This window comes from Pseudomonas extremorientalis (assembly GCF_024584605.1).
Classification (GTDB): Bacteria; Pseudomonadota; Gammaproteobacteria; order Pseudomonadales; family Pseudomonadaceae; genus Aquipseudomonas; species Aquipseudomonas extremorientalis.
On record NZ_CP089519.1, the window covers coordinates 5,272,567 to 5,292,218 of the forward strand.

At 56.0% G+C, this 19,652-nt stretch carries 18 protein-coding genes, 1 tRNA gene and 1 pseudogene; 11 read left to right on the forward strand and 9 right to left on the reverse strand.

The features are described 5' to 3' along the window. Positions 1-2: 2 nt before the first annotated feature. A complete protein-coding gene (gene trmJ, locus LUU92_RS23810) occupies positions 3-773 on the reverse strand; it encodes a tRNA (cytosine(32)/uridine(32)-2'-O)-methyltransferase TrmJ (protein WP_071489245.1) in 771 nt (256 codons plus the stop codon). 145 nt (positions 774-918) lie between these two features. On the opposite strand from trmJ, the gene suhB reads away from it, so the two are divergent. Further along, complete coding sequence (gene suhB, locus LUU92_RS23815) at positions 919-1,734, forward strand: type III secretion system regulator SuhB (RefSeq protein WP_003175971.1); 816 nt, start codon at positions 919-921, stop codon at positions 1,732-1,734. 224 nt (positions 1,735-1,958) lie between these two features. Here the strand turns inward: suhB and LUU92_RS23820 are convergent, their stop codons facing one another. From LUU92_RS23820 to queA, 6 genes are all read right to left on the reverse strand, one after another. Continuing rightward, positions 1,959-2,501, reverse strand: a complete 543-nt coding sequence (locus LUU92_RS23820) for a glycine zipper 2TM domain-containing protein (protein WP_015885750.1) — start codon at positions 2,499-2,501, stop codon at positions 1,959-1,961. Positions 2,502-2,624: 123 nt separating this feature from the next. Then, the gene (gene secF, locus LUU92_RS23825) at positions 2,625-3,539 is read right to left on the reverse strand and encodes a protein translocase subunit SecF (protein WP_071489244.1); all 915 of its coding nucleotides are present in this window, start codon (positions 3,537-3,539) and stop codon (positions 2,625-2,627) included. A gap of 9 nt (positions 3,540-3,548) precedes the next feature. Continuing rightward, entirely contained in the window at positions 3,549-5,420 is a 1,872-nt protein-coding gene (gene secD / locus LUU92_RS23830; RefSeq protein ID WP_257102727.1) for a protein translocase subunit SecD, read from the reverse strand. A 62-nt stretch (positions 5,421-5,482) separates the two neighbouring features. Continuing rightward, complete coding sequence (gene yajC / locus LUU92_RS23835; RefSeq protein WP_003175975.1) at positions 5,483-5,821, reverse strand: preprotein translocase subunit YajC; 339 nt, start codon at positions 5,819-5,821, stop codon at positions 5,483-5,485. Positions 5,822-5,864: 43 nt separating this feature from the next. Then, positions 5,865-6,980, reverse strand: coding sequence for a tRNA guanosine(34) transglycosylase Tgt (gene tgt / locus LUU92_RS23840; protein WP_003175976.1), 1,116 nt, complete (start codon positions 6,978-6,980; stop codon positions 5,865-5,867). A 5-nt stretch (positions 6,981-6,985) separates the two neighbouring features. Continuing rightward, positions 6,986-8,035: a tRNA preQ1(34) S-adenosylmethionine ribosyltransferase-isomerase QueA gene (gene queA, locus LUU92_RS23845; protein ID WP_071489241.1), complete on the reverse strand. Its 1,050-nt coding sequence runs from the start codon at positions 8,033-8,035 to the stop codon at positions 6,986-6,988. Between the two features lie 108 nt (positions 8,036-8,143). Here queA and LUU92_RS23850 point away from each other — a divergent pair. The 10 genes and pseudogenes from LUU92_RS23850 (at position 8,144) to LUU92_RS23895 (ending at position 16,646) form a co-directional block, all read left to right on the forward strand. Beyond that, positions 8,144-8,228 (forward strand) — tRNA-Leu (locus LUU92_RS23850). Between the two features lie 165 nt (positions 8,229-8,393). Next, positions 8,394-9,635 (forward strand): tyrosine-type recombinase/integrase, encoded by a 1,242-nt coding sequence (locus LUU92_RS23855; RefSeq protein ID WP_257102728.1) that lies wholly within the window; start codon positions 8,394-8,396, stop codon positions 9,633-9,635. A 246-nt stretch (positions 9,636-9,881) separates the two neighbouring features. Beyond that, positions 9,882-10,826 (forward strand): hypothetical protein, encoded by a 945-nt coding sequence (locus LUU92_RS23860; RefSeq protein ID WP_257102729.1) that lies wholly within the window; start codon positions 9,882-9,884, stop codon positions 10,824-10,826. An 82-nt stretch (positions 10,827-10,908) separates the two neighbouring features. Next, a pseudogene (locus LUU92_RS23865) lies at positions 10,909-11,162 on the forward strand (helix-turn-helix transcriptional regulator). Then, positions 11,159-11,464, forward strand: a complete 306-nt coding sequence (locus tag LUU92_RS23870; RefSeq protein WP_257102730.1) for a hypothetical protein — start codon at positions 11,159-11,161, stop codon at positions 11,462-11,464. The pseudogene LUU92_RS23865 and the gene LUU92_RS23870 overlap by 4 nt, the downstream one beginning before the upstream one ends. A 530-nt stretch (positions 11,465-11,994) precedes the next feature. Then, the gene (locus LUU92_RS23875; protein ID WP_017846196.1) at positions 11,995-12,279 is read left to right on the forward strand and encodes a hypothetical protein; all 285 of its coding nucleotides are present in this window, start codon (positions 11,995-11,997) and stop codon (positions 12,277-12,279) included. Continuing rightward, positions 12,276-12,548, forward strand: coding sequence for a DUF3077 domain-containing protein (locus LUU92_RS23880; RefSeq protein WP_257102731.1), 273 nt, complete (start codon positions 12,276-12,278; stop codon positions 12,546-12,548). Before LUU92_RS23875 ends, LUU92_RS23880 begins: the two co-directional genes overlap by 4 nt. Continuing rightward, a complete protein-coding gene (locus LUU92_RS23885) occupies positions 12,545-15,433 on the forward strand; it encodes a DUF927 domain-containing protein (protein WP_257102732.1) in 2,889 nt (962 codons plus the stop codon). Before LUU92_RS23880 ends, LUU92_RS23885 begins: the two co-directional genes overlap by 4 nt. 98 nt (positions 15,434-15,531) lie before the next feature. After that, positions 15,532-16,374 carry a chromosome segregation protein SMC gene (locus LUU92_RS23890; RefSeq protein WP_257102733.1) on the forward strand — a complete coding sequence of 281 codons (843 nt, stop codon included), beginning with the start codon at positions 15,532-15,534 and terminating at the stop codon, positions 16,372-16,374. Between the two features lie 62 nt (positions 16,375-16,436). After that, positions 16,437-16,646 (forward strand): hypothetical protein, encoded by a 210-nt coding sequence (locus LUU92_RS23895; protein ID WP_257102734.1) that lies wholly within the window; start codon positions 16,437-16,439, stop codon positions 16,644-16,646. A 118-nt stretch (positions 16,647-16,764) separates the two neighbouring features. Here LUU92_RS23895 and LUU92_RS23900 read toward each other — a convergent pair whose 3' ends face one another. Both LUU92_RS23900 and LUU92_RS23905 read right to left on the reverse strand, forming a co-directional pair. Continuing rightward, positions 16,765-18,057: a hypothetical protein gene (locus LUU92_RS23900; RefSeq protein WP_024072732.1), complete on the reverse strand. Its 1,293-nt coding sequence runs from the start codon at positions 18,055-18,057 to the stop codon at positions 16,765-16,767. 5 nt (positions 18,058-18,062) lie between these two features. Then, complete coding sequence (locus tag LUU92_RS23905) at positions 18,063-19,181, reverse strand: nucleoid-associated protein (RefSeq protein ID WP_222540387.1); 1,119 nt, start codon at positions 19,179-19,181, stop codon at positions 18,063-18,065. Positions 19,182-19,652 lie beyond the last annotated feature (471 nt).

Genomic DNA, 19,652 nt, shown 5'->3' on the forward strand with positions numbered 1-19,652 from the left:
TTTTAATCCTTCCGCTTAAGAAGCTCGCCACGGGCCGCTTTCTGGGTTTCCGTGAGGATGCCACGCAATATATTCATTTCTGCCCGGCTGACCGAGCTGCGTCCGTAAAGGCGACGCAGGCGCGCCATCAAGTGCCGTGGTTTTTCCGGATCGAGGAATTCGATGGCCACCAGGGTTTGCTCCAGGTGCTCATAAAACCGTTCCAGCTCGTCCATGGTGGCCAGTTCGCCACTTTTGGTCGAGGCAACCTCGTCCTTCTCTACCTTGCTCGGCCGGCCAGCAGCGGCCAGCCAGGCCATGCGCACTTCGTACGTCAACACCTGCACCGCAGCCCCGAGGTTCAGCGAGCTGAACTCGGGGTCTGATGGGATGTGCACGTGGTAATGACATCGCTGCAGCTCTTCATTGGTCAGACCGGAGTCTTCACGACCAAACACCAAGGCGATTTCAGCACCACCAGCGGCCTCTTCCACCACCTTGGTGCCGCACTCACGCGGATCCAGCAGTGGCCAGGGGATGCGACGGTCACGGGCGCTGGTGCCAAGCACCAGATTGCAGCCGACCAAGGCGTCTTCCAAGGTGGCGACGACCTGGGCTTTTTCAAGCAGGTCATTGGCGCCGGATGCACGGGCATCGGCCTCGTGATGCGGAAACACGCGCGGGTCGACCAGCACCAGGCGCGTCAGCCCCATGTTTTTCATGGCTCGCGCCACCCCACCGATATTGCCGGGATGACTGGTATTGACCAGGACGACACGAATGTTTTGCAGCAAGGGAGGCGCTCTCGGACACGGGAAAGGGGAGCAAATCTTACAGAACAGCCTAAGGTTATGCCATGAAAGCTAACGTCGTCCTTCACCTGAAGAAAGTTTCTGCTAGAATGCTCGGCTTTCTTTAACAACCTTAGGTGACACATCCATGCAGCCCATGCTGAATATCGCGCTGCGCGCCGCCCGCAGCGCCAGTGAATTGATCTTCCGCTCCATCGAGCGCCTGGATACCATCAAGGTCGACGAAAAAGACGCCAAGGATTACGTATCCGAGGTTGATCGCGCCGCCGAACAGAAAATCATCGACGCCCTGCGCAAGGCCTACCCTACCCACGGCATCCTCGGTGAAGAAACCGGCCTGCACAAAGGCAGCGGTGAAGGCGAAGACTACCTGTGGATCATCGACCCACTGGATGGCACCACCAACTTCCTGCGCGGCATCCCACACTTTGCCGTGAGCATCGCTTGCAAATACCGTGGCCGCCTGGAACACGCCGTTGTACTCGACCCAGTCCGCCAGGAAGAATTCACCGCCAGCCGTGGCCGTGGCGCCCAACTGAACGGTCGTCGCCTGCGCGTCAGCGGCCGCACCAGCCTGGACGGCGCCCTGCTGGGTACCGGCTTCCCGTTCCGTGACGACCAGATGGACAACCTGGAAAACTACCTGGGCATGTTCCGCGCTCTGGTTGGCCAGACCGCCGGCATTCGCCGCGCTGGCGCAGCAAGCCTGGACCTGGCTTATGTGGCCGCCGGTCGTTTTGATGCGTTCTGGGAGTCGGGCCTGTCCGAGTGGGACATGGCGGCAGGCGCTCTGCTGATCCAGGAAGCAGGCGGCTTGGTGAGCGACTTCACCGGTGGCCACGACTTCCTTGAAAAAGGCCACGTGGTTGCCGGCAACACCAAATGCTTCAAGGCAGTACTGACGGCGATCCAGCCGCACCTACCGGCTTCGCTGAAGCGTTAAGCGAGCGAGCACAAAAAAAGCACCCCGAGGGGTGCTTTTTTTATGCCTGGGATTTGAGGTTTGCCGCGACTCCAGCAACAACACAAATCAATTGTGGGAGGGGGCTTGCCCCCGATTGCAGTGGGTCAGCACCTAACAAGCTGACTGATCCACCGCTATCGGGGGCAAGCCCCCTCCCACATTTTGAACTCACATAATTTTTTGCATCTATACCAGGCTTGAGATTACTGCTGGTTCTGGCCCAGCACCAAGCGGCCTTCCTTGTCGACCGGAATCTGGCCGCCTGGATCACGGTCCATACGCACCGAGCCTTCCTTGCCATCCAAGGTGTAACGCACGTCATAACCGACAACCTTGTCGCTGATGTCGTTGACGGTGTTACAGCGGGTTTGCGTGGTGGTGTAGGTATCGCGGTTCTGCATACCTTCCTGAACCTTGTTACCGGCGTAACCGCCACCCACCGCACCGGCTACCGTAGCCAGCTTCTTGCCATTACCGCCACCGACCTGGTTGCCGAGCAGGCCACCGGCCAGTGCACCTACCACAGTGCCGACGATCTGATGCTGATCCTGCACCGGCTTCTGCCGGGTCACGGCGACGTCCTTGCAGACCTCGCGCGGGGTTTTGATCTGGGTTTTCACCGGCTGCACTGCCAGCACTTGCGCATACTCAGGGCCGCTTTTTACCAGGCTGTAGGTGGCAACAGCACCCCCGGCAGTCACACCGACAGCACCCAATACCGCACCAACCAGTAACGACTTGTTCACGTGAACCTCCTGACCATCACAAACGGATCGAAAGATCCGCGCTATACCCAGCCTTGGAGCAAAAAAAAAGGCACGAGTTCAATACTCGTGCCTTCTTTGTAACAGCAGATCAACAAGCGCCCATCAAGGACGGTCGTCGACCTCCTTGCCAGTGCTGGCCGGAGGGATCAGGTCTTCGCTGTTGAGGTTCAGCCAGATCAGCACAACGTTGGCGATGTAGATCGAGGAATAGGTACCCGCCAGTACGCCGATGAACAGCGCCAGGGAGAAGCCCCACAGGTTGTCGCCACCGAAGATCATCAGCGCCGCAATCGCCAGCAGCGTGGAGATCGACGTCGCCATGGTGCGCAGCAGGGTCTGGGTGGTGGAGACGTTGATGTTCTCGATCAGCGACGCCTTGCGCAGTACGCGGAAGTTCTCACGAACCCGGTCGAATACCACGATGGTGTCGTTGAGCGAGTAACCGATGATCGCCAGCACAGCCGCCAGTACGGTCAGGTCGAAGGTCACTTGGAAGTACGCCAGGATACCCACGGTCACGATCACGTCGTGGATCAGCGACACAATCGCGCCGACACCGAACTTCCACTGAAAGCGGAACGCCAGATAGATCATGATGCCGACCAGCGCCATCAGCATGCCGAGGCCGCCCTGGTCGCGCAGTTCTTCACCGACTTGCGGGCCGACGAACTCGACGCGCTTGACCGATGCCGGGTTGTCGCCGCCGACCTTCTGCAAGGCCTCCGCCACCTGGTGACCCAGTTGCGGGTCTTCGCCCGGCATGCGCACCAGCAGATCGGTGGTCGCACCGAAGCTCTGCACGACAGCTTCGTGATAGCCGGCCTTGACCAGCTCGTTGCGCACCAGGGTAACGTCGGCAGGCTTCTCGTAGGTCAGCTCGATGAGCGTACCGCCGGTAAAGTCCAGACCGTAGTTCAGGCCCTTATGGAACCAGCTGAACAACGCCAGAACGGTAAGGAGCACGGTGACGCCGAACGCAACGTTGCGAACGCCCATGAAGTTGATTGTACGTAACATGGCAGCCCCTTAAATCCACAACTTCTTGAAGTCACGCCCGCCAAAGATCAGGTTGACCATTGCGCGGGTCACCATGATGGCCGTGAACATCGAGGTAAAGATACCGAGGGACATGGTCACCGCAAAACCTTTGACCGGGCCGGTGCCCATGGCAAAGAGAATCCCGCCGACCAGCAACGTGGTCAGGTTGGAGTCGAGAATCGCGGTAAATGCCCGGCCGAAGCCTTCGTTGATTGCACGCTGTACGGTCATGCCTGCCGCGATCTCTTCACGGATCCGCGAGAAGATCAGTACGTTGGCGTCTACCGCCATACCCATGGTGAGTACGATACCGGCGATACCTGGCAGGGTCAGTGTAGCGCCCAGCAGCGACATCAGGGCCAGCAGCATCACCATGTTGCCCGCCAGGGCCACGGTGGCGATGATGCCGAAGAAGCGATAGATGGCGATGATGAACAGCGACACGAACAGCATGCCCCACAAGGCTGCATCGATACCCTTGGTGATGTTGTCGGCACCCAGGCTCGGGCCGATGGTACGCTCTTCAGCGAAATACATCGGCGCCGCCAGGCCACCGGCACGCAGCAACAGGGCCAGCTCAGACGATTCACCCTGGCCGTTCAGGCCGGTGATACGGAATTGAGCCCCCAGTGGCGACTGGATGGTCGCCAGGCTGATGATCTTCTTCTCTTCCTTGAAGGTCTGGACCGGTACGTCTTTCTCGACGCCGTCGACCATTTGCTTGGTGTAAGTGGTGACCGGGCGCTGCTCGATGAAGATCACCGCCATGCTGCGACCGACGTTGCTGCGCGTGGCGCGGCTCATCAGGTCGCCGCCATGGCCATCCAGACGGATGTTCACTTCAGGCGTACCGTGCTGCGAATCGAAACCGGCCTTGGCGTCGGTGACCTGGTCACCGGTGATGATCAAGCCACGCTCGATCAATGCAGGAGGACGGTTGCCTTCGCGGAATTCGAACTCTTCGGCCGTGGCGCGGGTAGCACCCGGCTCAGCCGCCAGACGGAATTCCAGGTTGGCGGTCTTGCCCAGGATACGCTTGGCTTCAGCCGTGTCCTGTACACCTGGCAGCTCAACCACGATGCGGTTGGCGCCCTGGCGCTGGACGATCGGCTCGGCCACACCCAGCTCGTTGACGCGGTTACGCACCGTGGTCAAGTTCTGCTTGATGGAGTATTCACGGATTTCCGCGATCTTGGCTGGCGTCATCGCCAGGCGCAGTACAGGCTGACCATTGAGGTCGGCCGGTACGATGTCGAAATCGTTGAAGTTCTTGCGCACCAGCGCACGGGCCTGTTCGCGGGATGCTTCGTCAGAGAAGCCCAGCTGGATGGCGCCGTTGATCTGCGGCAGGCTGCGATAACGCAACTTCTCTTTGCGCAGCAGGCTCTTCACATCGCCTTCGTAGACTTTCAGGCGCGCGTCGAGGGCTTTGTCCATGTCGACTTCCAGCAGGAAGTGCACGCCACCGGACAAGTCCAGGCCCAGCTTCATCGGGTGCGCGCCAATGCTGCGCAGCCATTGTGGCGTGGTCTGTGCCAGGTTGAGCGCGACCACATAGTCGTCACCCATGGCCTTGCGCACGACATCCTTGGCCGGCAATTGGTCTTCTGCCTTGGTCAGGCGCAGCAAACCGCCTTTCGCACCAGCTGCCAACGTTGCCGCCTTGACCTGGATACCCGCGTCGTTGAGCGCTTTGCTCGCGCGTTCCAGATCAGCCTGATTGACCTGCAGCGTAGTGCTGGCGCCAGTGATCTGGATCGCCGGGTCATCAGGATAGAGATTGGGAGCGGAATAAATAAAACCGATCGCCAGCACCGCCAGGATCAGTACGTATTTCCACAGAGGGTATTTGTTCAGCATCACGCCGCCCGCTTATAACGCGGGGCGCCTTGCGCGCCCCGTCGATTGGTAAAGGTTGTTACTCAGATCGCTTTGAGCGTGCCTTTTGGCAGCGTGGCGGCGATGGCGCCCTTCTGGAACTTCATTTCTACGGTGTCGGAAACTTCCAGGACCACGAAAGCATCGGAAACCTTGGTGATCTTGCCGGCGATGCCGCCAGTGGTCACCACTTCGTCGCCTTTTTGCAGGCTGCCGAGCAGGTTTTTCTGCTCTTTGGCGCGCTTGGCCTGTGGACGCCAGATCATCAGGTAGAAAATGACCAGGAAGCCGACCAGGAAAATCCACTCGAAACCACCGCCCATAGGACCGGCAGCGGCAGGCGCAGCGGCATCAGCCATGGCGTTAGAGATAAAAAAGCTCATTTAGCACTCCAGTTGCAAATAGTGAATCTTAGGGTCGGAAAACTCAGTCCAAGGGCGGCACAGGGAGCCCGCGCTTGGCATAGAAGGCATCGACGAAGGCGGCCAATGTACCCTGTTGAATAGCCTCGCGCAAACCAGCCATCAGGACTTGGTAGTGACGCAAATTGTGGATGGTATTCAACATGCTACCCAGCATTTCCCCGCACTTGTCCAGATGGTGCAGATAAGCACGGGAGAAGTTCTGGCAGGTGTAGCAGTCACAGGTGGGATCCAGCGGCGAATCATCATGGCGATGGAACGCGTTACGGATCTTCAGCACGCCTGTATCGATGAACAGATGCCCATTGCGGGCATTACGGGTTGGCATCACGCAATCGAACATGTCCACACCGCGGCGCACACCCTCTACGAGATCTTCCGGTTTGCCAACGCCCATAAGGTAACGAGGTTTGTCAGCGGGCATCAGGCCCGGCAGGTAATCCAGCACCTTGATCATCTCGTGCTTGGGCTCGCCCACCGACAGACCGCCGATGGCCAGGCCGTCAAAGCCGATCTTGTCGAGGCCTTCCAGCGAGCGCTTGCGCAGGCTTTCATGCATGCCGCCCTGGACGATCCCGAACAGCGCCGCCGTATTGTCGCCATGGGCGTTCTTCGAGCGCTGGGCCCAACGCAGCGACAACTCCATGGAAATCCGCGCGACATCTTCGTCTGCCGGGTACGGCGTGCACTCGTCGAAAATCATCACGATGTCGGAACCCAGGTCGCGCTGCACCTGCATCGACTCTTCCGGGCCCATGAACACTTTGGAACCGTCCACCGGCGAGGCGAAGGTCACGCCCTCTTCCTTGATCTTGCGCATGGCGCCCAGGCTGAACACCTGAAAACCACCCGAGTCGGTCAGGATCGGGCCCTGCCACTTCATGAAGTCATGCAGGTCGCCGTGCTTCTTGATCACTTCCGTGCCCGGGCGCAGCCACAGGTGGAAGGTGTTGCCGAGGATGATCTCGGCGCCGGTGGCGACGATGTCACGCGGCAGCATGCCTTTTACGGTGCCGTAAGTGCCCACGGGCATGAAGGCCGGGGTCTCGACGGTGCCGCGCGGGAAAGTCAGGCGACCACGACGGGCTTTACCGTCGGTGGCGAGCAATTCAAACGACATACGACTCATAGTTGTTCCTCTGGGCCGCGTGGCGCCGGGTTACGGGTGATAAACATCGCATCACCGTAGCTGAAAAAACGGTACCCATTGTCGATGGCGGCTTGATAAGCGGCCATGGTCTCGGGGTAACCGGCAAATGCCGACACCAGCATCAACAGCGTGGATTCCGGCAAATGGAAGTTGGTGACCAGGCAATCGACCACATGGAACGGCCGGCCTGGGTAGATAAAGATATCGGTGTCGCCGCTGAACGGCTTGAGCACGCCATCACGCGCCGCACTCTCCAGGGAGCGCACGCTGGTGGTGCCGACCGCGATCACCCGCCCGCCACGCGCTTTGCACGCAGCCACGGCATCCACGACGTCCTGGCTGACTTCCAGCCATTCGCTGTGCATATGGTGGTCTTCGATGTTATCCACACGCACCGGCTGAAACGTCCCGGCCCCCACGTGCAGGGTCACATAGGCGGTCTCGACGCCCTTGGCCGCAATCGCATCCAGCAGCGGCTGGTCGAAATGCAACCCGGCCGTCGGCGCGGCAACGGCGCCCAGGCGTTGGGAGTACACCGTCTGATAGCGCTCGCGGTCCGAGTCTTCGTCGGGGCGGTCTATATAAGGAGGCAACGGCATATGGCCGACACGCTCCAGCAGCGGCAACACCTCTTCGGCGAACTTGAGCTCGAACAGCGCATCATGGCGCGCCACCATCTCGGCTTCGCCACCGCCATCAATGAGGATGGAAGAGCCCGGTTTCGGCGACTTGCTGGAGCGCACATGGGCCAGCACGCGATGGCTGTCCAGCACCCGCTCCACCAGGATTTCCAGCTTGCCGCCAGAGGCTTTCTGGCCAAACAGCCGCGCCGGAATCACCCGGGTATTGTTGAACACCATCAAGTCGCCTGGGCGCAAATGCTCAAGCAAATCAGTGAATTGACGGTGTGCGAGGGCACCGCTCACCCCGTCCAGGGTCAGCAGTCGACTGGCGCGACGCTCGGCCAAAGGGTGGCGAGCGATCAGCGAATCAGGGAGCTCAAAAGTAAAGTCAGCAACGCGCATGATGGGGTTCGTCTAGCAGGGCCGGGAAGTCTAGCGGAAATAGTCAAAATTGACCATGAAACGTGATTGACCAACGGTAATCACCTCTCTATACTTCGCCGCCATTGAGCCCTGATGGCGGAATTGGTAGACGCGGCGGATTCAAAATCCGTTTTCGAAAGGAGTGGGAGTTCGAGTCTCCCTCGGGGCACCATATAGCAGTATCTGAAAGTCTCTACCAGGCTCTCAGACCCAGAGAAACCGGCCACTTGAGCCGGTTTTTTTGTGTCTGGCTTTCTACCTCTGTATCCCCTTATCCGTTGTATCCCTGTATCCCTGCTTGTATCCTGAGAAAAATACCGAACTTTGGGATACAAGGATGAAGCGCGCAGATATCAAGCGCCGCCCTCTCGCAGACACGACGCTTGCAGGGCTGGAGCCGGAGTCAAAGGAATACCGGGAGCTAGACGGAAACGGCCTCTACTTCAGGGTCAAACCTGATGGTGGTAAATCCTGGCAGCTACGCTACAAACGTCCGGCGGGCAATTGGGCTTGGATGGGGCTCGGGGGTTACCCAGAGGTCAGTGGTGCGCTGGCAAGAGAGAAAGCTGCCGATCTACGCAAAGTGGTGAGTAGCGGCGCCGATCCCATTGAGCAGAAACGATCCGCTAAAGCTGCAATCGATGCGGCCAAGGCTCGAACGTTTCGAGCTGCTGCTGAAGCTTGGCTCAAGGCCAAAGAAGAAAAGGGCCTCGCAACCTCTACCCTTCACAAAATCCGTACCTACCTCGACAAGGACATACTCCCCGCATTGGGAGATAAGCCCCTCGACGAAATCACCCGCACTGACTGTGCACATCTCCAGGCATCCCTCGAAGCTAGAGACGCTCACAACGTGGCAGAAAAGTGCCGCACCTGGATCAACCAAATCTTCGGCCGAGCGATTGGTTTAGGACTCACCGAAAACGATCCGGGCAGCCGCCTTCGCGACATTGCCGCCCAGGTACCCAAAACTCAGCAGCATCCACACTTGCTGGAGCCTGAACTCGCTGAGTTTCTCCAAGCACTCAAAAACACTCCGAGCAGACTGACGGCACGTACCGCCGCATGGCTTTGTATCTGGACGGCATCCCGCCCAGGCATGGTCCGCTTGGCTGAATGGAAAGAGTTCGACTTTGAGAAGGCCATTTGGACGACGCCTGCTGCCAAGATGAAGATGCGCCGGGATTTTGTATGCCCCCTTCCCCACCAAGCCGTTACAGCACTGAGGGACCTGCACTGTTTAACGGGACGGAGTCGCTGGCTTTTCCCCGGCGTCGGAGCAAAGAACCCAACCATCAGCGAAAACACAATCAACAAAGTCTTCGCTACCATCGGCTACAAAGGGCGTCTAGTAGGACACGGTACTCGACACACCGCGAGCACGTTACTTCGAGAACATGGCTGGCCGAAGGAACATGTTGAAGCGCAGTTGGCTCACAAAGAGGAAGGCATCTCGGGGGTATACAACAAGGCCCAATACTTTGAGCAACGCGTAAAAATGATGCAATGGTACGCCGATCACCTTGATTCCCTAGAGGCCGGAAATGTAGTGCAAGGTCAATTTGGGAAGGTTGTATGAAGTTGTTAACCCTACACGCCCTCAAAAATCGTGTTACGGGTGTTACGCGTGTTACGCCAACCAATAACCCATTGTATTTATTCAATATATTTAGCGTTACACGCACTGCAAAGCTTCTGAACACCACGTGTTACATCGAGCAGTCGTGTTACAGAAAAGCCACACCCGCAACCCTGCTGGCATCGGCGTTTTCGTTTGCGAATCGCTGTAACGGCCTATCGCCTTCGGGGCGACGGGGAGATCTAAATGGACTTTGAGCAGGACATCGATGCAGAAGAGCTTGAGCTCGAAATCGCAGGCTTCGATGTAACGTGCCTGGTATGGGATCAGGACGACGTTGAGGCAGCCGTTCGCAGTCTTGCGCTGTTTCCGCAGTTCAACAACCACTTCAAAGATGCGTTCCATCTGATCAACACGGCCACCTCGTTCTGGCTTGAGGAGGGCTCCTACGCTCCGTGTGCAGAGTCGGTAACAAAAACCCTTTATCGACTTCGCGATCCCATTAGCGAGCATGCCAGTTATGCAGAGGCAGGCTCATTGCCCAGTGTCATTCGACGGTTTCTTGGGGTGAGTCATTCCGCAGCAGATTCACAGCTTACGGCTACCTTTGCCCTGGTCATGGGAACGCAGGCTGTGGAGACGCTTGCAAATTGGCTGTTCGACCTTGAGCTGACCACTTACGACATTGATGCAGACCTGATAGAGCAACTGAAACACGACTCTCCCCGCCAGTACCTTGCCCTGATCGAAAAAGAGCGGGACCGTAGCAGTGGAAACGAGATCAGGGCACGAGAAGAATTCGCGACGTTGCTAGGCGAGGCGAATCAGGCGCTGCTGATGGCGAGTCTTTATCGCCAGGTGGAGCAAATGGATGTGTTTAAAAAAGGCTTCAACACATCAAGCCTGATGCATCGAATTCTCGACGACGCCTTGTCTACAAAGGCGACGAGAAGGGGTCAGGAAGCCGGCAAGGGGAACCGAGATCCCAGCTCAAAAATACAGACCGACACAATGGATAGACGAGCAAAAATCAAGGTTGCTGCCGAGCAAATCATTAACGGCCGAAAAATTGAAATGCGAAGTCTGTCCGACTCTGAACTCACCAATATTCTTTTCAACCAAAAGGTTCACGGTACGGAAAAGACCATCCGACGCCATTTGGAAGCTTTGAAGCTTCGACCTCTGAAATAAAAAAGGGAGCGGACACAGTCCACTCCCGCCCCCCTGCGTAGCGTATGACCCGTTGTCTCAATTAACAAAGGGTTAGCTCGCTATGACTACCGTATTAAAAGCAATTCCCTCGCATGATCCCTCAATGACCCTCATCCGCATGCCAGAGGTCATTTCAATCGTAGGGCTCGCACGCCCGACTATCTACAAGCTGATGCGTCAACCTGAAAGCGGATTCCCGTTGCCGGTAAAGCTGAGTAACAGCAATGCTCGAAGCGCTCCGGTTGCGTGGGTATTGGGGAAGTTCAGGCATGGACACGCGCACGCATCGCTGCCCGTGATCAGGTGGCAGCATGAAAAATCGTGCTGCCAACAGGGCCATCTTGCAGCCCTTTTCTGTGCTCAGAAAAGTCGGGTTCTCATCACGCGGTATGCAGCGTTTTGAACGTTACCGCACAGAGCAAAAACGCCTGAACCGGGACGTGATGGTGATGCGATGGAGAGATGGCATCTGGTGCGCATTGTCAGTTCCCTGCCAAGCCCCGCAAGCAATCATCGTCGACGAAGGCCAACAAATCGACGCCTACGAGGACGCGCGCGCCTGCCTCGAAGGCGACTTCTTGCCCTTTGTCTCCCTGCGCTGGGATATCCATGCCTGAAACGAAAACGCCCCCGGCGGCAACCGGAGGCGTTGAGGTAAATCTACATGCCTGAGCAATTTATGCCGCATCGAAAAAATCTGCAAGTGATCCGCACAGTTGCACTTTCAAAAAACGGGCGTTACTCTCTGAACGTCGCTGCAAATTCAGCGACCGGGTTTGGCGACCCGAGCTTAAGAAGGCGCACAGGCGCCCCCATTACGATTGCTGGCGCTTTTTTTGTGCCCGCATTCCTGCTTTATGGCGGCTGTGCGCGGGAGACCTTCGGGTCTGCCGGGTTCCTTCTTACCCGGTTCGCCAACCTGCGCACAGCTGCCACCCTAATTCGTTTGGCGACGAATCGTGGCAGTTCCCACTTAAGAAGGAGCTCCACTCATGCACGCCCTCAATCCGTCCAAAATTCGCGCCGCCGCTCATCGAGCAATGGCTCTCGCCGCTTTACACGCCAACTCCAGCCTCGCTACACGCCTTTCCCGTTACAACGTCCATATGTCCAAAGCGAGAGCCCTGGAAGCCGCAGGAGGTGCCCAATGAGCATGCTCCCAGGCTTTGCACTGCCCGAGGATCTACTCTGCGTCAGCCAAGACGCTGAAGCCGGTCTGCCTATCGACGCGATCACCTGTGCGCTCGACCGTGCCGACTCCGTTCTCATGCTGTTGGAAGATCACTTAGACGGCGATAAACCCCTGCTTTCCAACCGCGTGCTGTCGTCTGTTATTTGGGACGTGCGCGGCACATTGGGCTTGATCAAAACACTCACCATGTACGGTGATGCCTCCTCTGTGCCAATGGGCCAGAAAGGCGGTGCCTTGTGAACACTGCCACTACTCTCGGGCGTGCCGAATTCTCATGTGCCAACGGCACTCATCAGAAGCTCTTTCGGGTCAACGCAGGTGTGCCGCTTGAGGATGCGCTGGAAGCAATTTCACTGTTTCAGCACTACGCCAATCAACTGACTCTCGATGCCGCCATGAGTGACGAAGGCGAGCGGTTTAGTTGGCCGGCGTTCTACCTGGGCGAGATGGCTAAAGCGCTGATTGATGACGTGAACGATGCGCTGTGCGCAGCGAGTACAGCGCCATGACCCCGCACACCGGCAACACATCAAAACGCCCCAGCTTTGCCGACGTAAAAAGCGCCGCCCTGAAGAACATCGACCGCGTCCTTACTCACTGGCTGCCGAACGGCAAACGTGTTGATGGCGGCAAGGAATACACCGCACCGAATCCCACGCGCACGGACAAACGTGCGGGCTCACTCAAGGTCAATTTGAGCAAAGGCACCTGGGCGGATTTTGCTACCGGCGATAAGGGCGGCGACCTGATCGACCTGGTGCGTTACATCGACGGCGGCACGGACGTTGAGGCCTGTAAAAAACTGGCAGATCTGCTCAGTGTTTCCGCTGGTTCTGCGACTGCCAAAAGTGCACAGCCCAAGAGTGCTATGCCGGAGTGGATTGCGATTCAACCGATCCCGGCCGAGGCCATGAACAAGTGCCCAGCCAAGCACCGGCACCACGGTGTTCCTTCCAAGGTGTGGATCTATCGTGATGCCCAGGGCCAGCCGGTCATGGCGCTGTATCGCTTCGACCTGAGCCCCGATGAAGATGGCAAGCCACGAAAGGTCTTTGCGCCGTTGACCTGGTGCAAACGCTCCGATGGGCAAACCACACAATGGCGCTGGCAGGGATTGCCCGAGCCTCGGCCCTTGCTGCGCCTGGATGAACTGGAGCTGCGTGCGGATGCGCCTGTGGTGTTGTGTGAGGGGGAGAAAGCAGCTGATGCCGCTGCTGAGCTGATGCCGGAACACGTCGCCACGTGCTGGCCGAACGGCTCCAACTCTTGGCACAAGGCCAACTTGACGCCACTCAAAGGGCGCACGGTGGTGCTATGGCCGGATAACGATGCCAGCGGCAGGACCTGCATGGACGCCATCGAACTCAAGTTGATTGAGCTGGGCGTCGCTTCGGTACAACGAGTCTCGCTCGACGTGTTCAAGCTCAAGCCAAGCAGCAAAGGCGGCAAACCGACGCTCATCAAGGGTGGAAAGTGGGCGGATGGCGATGATGCAGCGGATGCATTAGCCAAAGGCTGGACCGCAGACCACGTCGCCGAGCTGGTGCGCAGCGGTGAGTTTTTCGGCGGTGCCAATGAGCCCACTGAGCCTCAACAACCTAAGGCCAAGGCGCCCGCCAAACGCCCTGCTAAGTCGAAAAATGATCTGTTACCGGGCGGCTTTCGCCTGACGTCTGAGGGGGTGTTTTATTCCGGTGATGATGGCGAGGCACGCCCCGTGTGTTCGCCTCTCGAAATCATCGCCCGCACTCGCGACGACAAGGGCCACAACTGGGGCTTGTTGGTTGAGTTCGATGACCCGGACGGCGCTAAAAAACGTTGGAACATTCCGGCCCGAACCATGACCGGCGACTTCGGCAAGGACGTACTCGGTCCACTGGTAGATATGGGTTTGCGCCTTGCAGGAAGCCGATCCGGACGTAACGCACGCAATGACCTACAAAGCTATCTGGGCGGCTTCGACAGTGCCCAGCGCGCACGCTTGGTTACGCGCCTGGGCTGGCACGACAATGCCTTCCTTTTGCCAGAACAGCAAATCGGATCGCACGCCGAACACCTGCATTTTTATGAGGCCGGTGCGCAGTTGCCACCGATCAGTGAAGCGGGCTCTCTGGAGCAATGGCAGCAGCAAATCGGCGCGCTGTGCGTTGGTAATCATCGCTTGGCGTTTGTCGTTTCTGTGGCCTTTGCAGGGCCTCTGCTGAACCTGCTCGGGCATGAGTCGGGTGGCTTTCATCTCTACGGCGACAGTTCCGGGGGCAAGACTACCCATCTACAAGTTGCTGCATCGGTTTATGGCGGGCCGCGCCTGGTGCGTTCGTGGCGTTCCACGGATAACGCCTTGGAGTCCATCGCCGCCGCCCACTCAGACGGTCTCCTGGTGCTGGATGAAATCGGCATGTGTGACCCACGAATCATTGGGGAAACGGTGTACATGCTCGGCAATGGCACCGGCAAAGCCCGGGCGAATGATCGAGGACAAGCGGGCCGACAGGTGCAGGAGTGGCGCTTGCTGTTTCTCTCGACCGGCGAGAAGACGTTGGCGCAGCACATGGCGGATGCAAACAAGGAGCTGAAAGCCGGTATGGAGGTGCGCATGCTTGCGGTGCCTGCGGATGCGAGCAAAGGCCTCGGCATGTTCGATGTGCTGAATGGTTTTGAGGATGCTGCTGCTCTCTCCGATGCGCTCAAGGCCCGTGTAGCCAAATACTACGGCACACCCCTCACCGCCTTCCTGCACGCACTGTGCGCGCCTGGAGAAATGCTCAGGTGGTCGGTGATCGTTCGCCGAACGGTGGAACAGTTCATCACCCAAAACCTGCCCGCGTCGGCCAGTGGTCAGGCGCAACGTGCCGCCCTTCGCTTCGGCCTTGCCGCAGCGGCCGGAGAGTTGGCCACCGCCTTCGGCGTCACCGGCTGGCCCGATGGTACGGCCATAACCGCTGCACGGGTTTGCCTGCATGCATGGCTGGCTGAACGTGGCGGCGCCGGTAACTTCGAGGGTGATGCGATCTTGGCGCGCCTACGCCAGGTCATCGAGCGGTTTGGAGAAAGCCGCTTCACCCGATGGGAATCCGCCGCCGCCAAAATCGATGAGCACGGCCCACGCACGATTGATCGGTTGGGCTTTCGCAAGACTCTGGAACACGGCATGGGCGACGCCCTGCACACCACCAACACCTACTACGTACTGCCGGAAGCCTGGAGGGCCGAAATCTTCAAGGGCATGAATATCAGTGCGGTGAACAAGGAGCTGCTGCAACGGGGCGTGCTCGAGCCGGGAAGCGACGGCAAGGCGTACAGCTTGATTCGCCTGCCCGGGTTAGGGCCTCAACGCTGCTACGTGGTGAAGACCGTTCCAGGAACGGATGAAGGCGAGGCCAAGGCCGCATGACGGCATGTCTACTGATCGAGGTAGCGCCGGCTCATTACCGGCCTCGCCAGCCGTTCGACAACCATCCCTATCAACCGCAATACCCAGAGACAATACAGATGAACACTATCCAAGAACTGAAAGACCGCCGCGACACACTGACCCTCGAAATGGAGAGCATTCAGGGTGACCTGGCTCCCTTCGAAGAGGCGCTGGAAAGCCCAGAGGTCATCCAACAGGGCCGTCAACGGGCCGTGCAGGATGAAATCAACGATCGCAAAAGGCGCATCGACTCGCGAGGTCTTGAGATCTATCACCTGAATCAAAAGATTGATCGCCTCGAGGCACTGGCGAACCGTGAGAGCTTGGCTGCGGACTACATTAGCGCCATGGCGAACTGGAAAGCCGACGAGATGGAACTCAACGAAAAGCGCACCAGTATCGAGACTCGGTTACAGCAGGTCCGCCAGAGCGATCAGGAGGACATGGCAAAAGCTCGACAAGCTGAAACGGACTCAGCCACCGCTTATGCACAGGCTGTCGCCTGGGGCGATGTGGAGGGCGAGAAAGCGGCCAACGCCGAAGCGCAAAAGGCAGCAAAAAACCTCACGGCCGCGGTTGAGCATCACCGCCGCCAACAACTGCTCATAACCGCACTGGAGCAAGAGCTGGTGACGATTGATCTGCATACCACTGAGGCACAAAAGGAACGCACCGAGATCGAGAATAAAGCGGCCCACCTGGCGAACACTGTGCTGGAAGAACAGTGGAATGAGGCCGCCAAAACACTGCTGGAGACCGGCGGCAAGCTGTGGGCCGCACGCAACTTGATTAGTCGTGACCCAGTTGCACTAATGAAGCTGGATATCCCTGAACTGGGCGAGCACTTTGGAAGCTGGACCTGGCGAGAACTCGCAGATCGCTCGCGCCAACACAGCCTGCATGACCTGCTGGCTGCCTAAACCAGCCTACCCCGAAGCAACCGGCGAGAGCTGGTGGCTTCGGGCCTACCATCGGTCCAATCATGAACAAACCACCACAAAACAGCGCACAGATGCCTGATTACCTGAAGGCCCGAAAGCTTCATTTAAACGGGATAATTGTCGTCCTGGCTGGCATGAAAAAGCGCAACGTTAGAGAAAACAAAGACACCAAAGTTGAGACGCTCACGATTAATGCAATTAAGGCGGAGCTTGATTTCATTGGCCTCCAGCTGAAAAGAAAGAACGGGTAATGAAGAGGTGGAAGCCTAAACAGCTTCCGCTTCGCTAGATACTATCCTTACAAACCAAAATTTCAGAATTTTTTTGACTTCTGGTCTACGACAGACCTAGACTTATGACCGCTTAAGGCTATGCGCAAAAGCGATGAATTACCCCGCACGCAAAATTAGCAATCATCATCACACCCTCAGTCAAATCCTTTCGATAGATATATGCATGCACGCTTGCTGCAGTCATCGCGGGAAACCATGATAGACATCGCAGTATCAGTAGCGAGCGCTTGAGCTTTGTCTCATTCGCAACTAGAGCAACCACAGACTCGTGTATATAGTTACGAAGATCTGTCGGATATTGAATTAATTTCTGTTGATGGGATGAGAACAAAATTAGGCGCGAATGCTTGATCCTGTCATATTGTAGTTTTTGAGCAGCTAGAGTCTCCGCCAATAAGGCAGAGGCCATTAAAATCCCCACAACTAGAATCGAGCTCTCCAAAGCATTATCGGCTTTTGAAATTGCAATAACAGCAATCAAAGAAATCGGGACGCCAAGTATTTTCCCACTAATATCACTTACCACTTTTGACATTTGATCCGCGATAGTTAGTTGTGCGGCTGCCACTTCTTGTTTTGCCTTGTGAAAAGAGAAGCCGCTAAGATAAGTAGAAAGATTATTCCCATACAAACTCAAAAATTGCGACCAAGTGGCAACTAAAGCTTTAAATCGCTCTTTTCCTCCGTGATACCCAGATAAATACTCAATCAAAGTCGCACGAAAAATCGACCGTTCCTTAAAGAGATGCGGACTCTTATCCAAGCTATTCATTTGAAGACTGTCGACTAGGTCTGTTCCAACCTCAAAAGTTAGAAGCTCACGATCCAAATAAGGATAAAGTGTTATGGCGCGTTCGCCTTTGGCGATATCTTCTGCAACGAATACTAGCTTGTATTCATCGCTGGACTCCTTTTCATCATGAAAGTGCGCCAGGTCGGCCAAGTAAACAATAAGCCTACATAATGATTGGAGAGTTATTATCCGTTTATCAAACGGTTCTTCCGAGGAAAGAATATCTTCCTCCAGAAGGTAGAAGACTTCTGGGAGTTGCGCGCGCACAAAACTTTTTGAACGAGCCATAAGCTGATCAAAGTTTTTGAAAATCGGCACCATTCCTGAAGTATCAAGCACGAACGTTAGCTCAATTGAGGACCACTGCTTAGGGAGTTCCATAACAGATGAACTGATGTCGTGCCCATCAACAACTAATTCATCAAACCGTCCAGTCTTAGAAATTGCCAATGCTTCAATTGCAGTGTTTATTTTAGGATCAAAACAAGACGCTCTGAAATCAAAAGCGTTGCCCGTTGCAAGCACAGGACGTCCAAGTGACCGGTACGCCTCGGCAAATATAAGCACATCCACCATATCGTTTACTCTATCTCGGCTGAGTCTCGCTTATCTGCAATAGCTTGACGTATAACTTCGATAGCGTTTTCAGAAAGGTTGTTGATGATTAGCTTGCGATCTTTTTCAACAAAGCGAATTTCAGCATCAATCCCCTCACCTAAAGAGTTACGATCAAATTTTAGCTGCCAGTTGTCTGCCTTATAGACCACATGGGTGTACTTATCAAGTGTGGCTTTACTAATAGGAAACTCGACGGGAATCCCTACTGCCTCACTATTTAGATGCCCTATAAACTCACTTGCTAAATCATCAGCCTCACCTTCCATCTCCGCAGGAAAGAACTGACGAGCGATGGCCTCCACTTCCGACAGTTTCACAGATTGTCCAGAGTCTCGTTGGCGCTCCAAGTACCTCAGAACCTCATCCTTGAACTGAATACGCTTGTCACGGAGATTGGGACGCTCTCTGAAAAACTTTACACTCTCCAGAATAAGATTTTTTGTGGCTGCTGCTGAAGCGGTGCCTACTGCACATCCAAGCGCCGTTACAAAATATCCAGCAGCAGACCGACCTGCGCTTTGACTCAAAAAGCTAAGGTAGTTTAGCTCCTGTTTAGCCTCATCATCGGCTGCAGCGTGCTCATTATATTTGTTGAAATTAATGCGAGCTGCGTGATACAGGCTGCTCAGATCTAACTCAATTAACTCTTCAGGTTCGAGGTGCTCGTTCAGCCTTAAACCATCACGCTTTTTAAGCATTGCAATTAGCAAGAACCGCCCTTGGCTATTCTCGTAATCTACAAACAAAATATAACCACCAGAAGACGCTGTCGTTTTTTTTGCTGCGGCGAAAAGCTCTACCATTGCCGACTCAGTAATCTCCAAAAAAGATTTTTCCGAAATCTCGATCTTTGAATAGGCATCAAAATCTTTAGGAAAATCACTAACGGTCTTTTTTGCAAATATCCCGTAGTGAGTAGCATTGTTCTTCTTGCCGTAAATAGACGTCGCACCAATTATCAGCTTATTTACAGCCGGCTTATCTTTCTTGAGCACTACCTCACGAATATCGGATTTTTGAATATCTTTAAATTGTTCTTTGATTAATTCATGAACAACCGCGAAATTTACCTTTACGTCCATATATACTTCCTTGTTTTCGACAAATAACCTCGTTAAGTCACCGAATTTACCTCATGATGTCAATCTGCCTCAAGCTGATTGTTTTCGGCCTTGCATTCGAGTCACACATACTACTGTATGGATGAACAGCCAAGAGTGCAATTGCCCACCGCGTGCTTTTCGACAGAAGGCAGCATCAGCCACAGACTTGGCTAACCAGTCAGCACATGAATCCCAAGGGCTTCTCAGGGATATCTGACCCCATGCGGATGGAGCCGAAATGCAAAAAAAGCTACTCGCTGCCAACGACTTATGCCGGTCGAAATAGGCGAATAACTCGTCGCGATTATCAGAGACAGAGTGGTAGCTTTTGGCCGATTTTTGCCGTTTGTGACGGGCAGCAATCGGCCGATTCTGTTGCAAAAGTCGGTTCTCCCGGATTGCCCGGAATCTGAATGTTGTAGGAGCCTGTTTTTCGCGCGGCTACGTGAA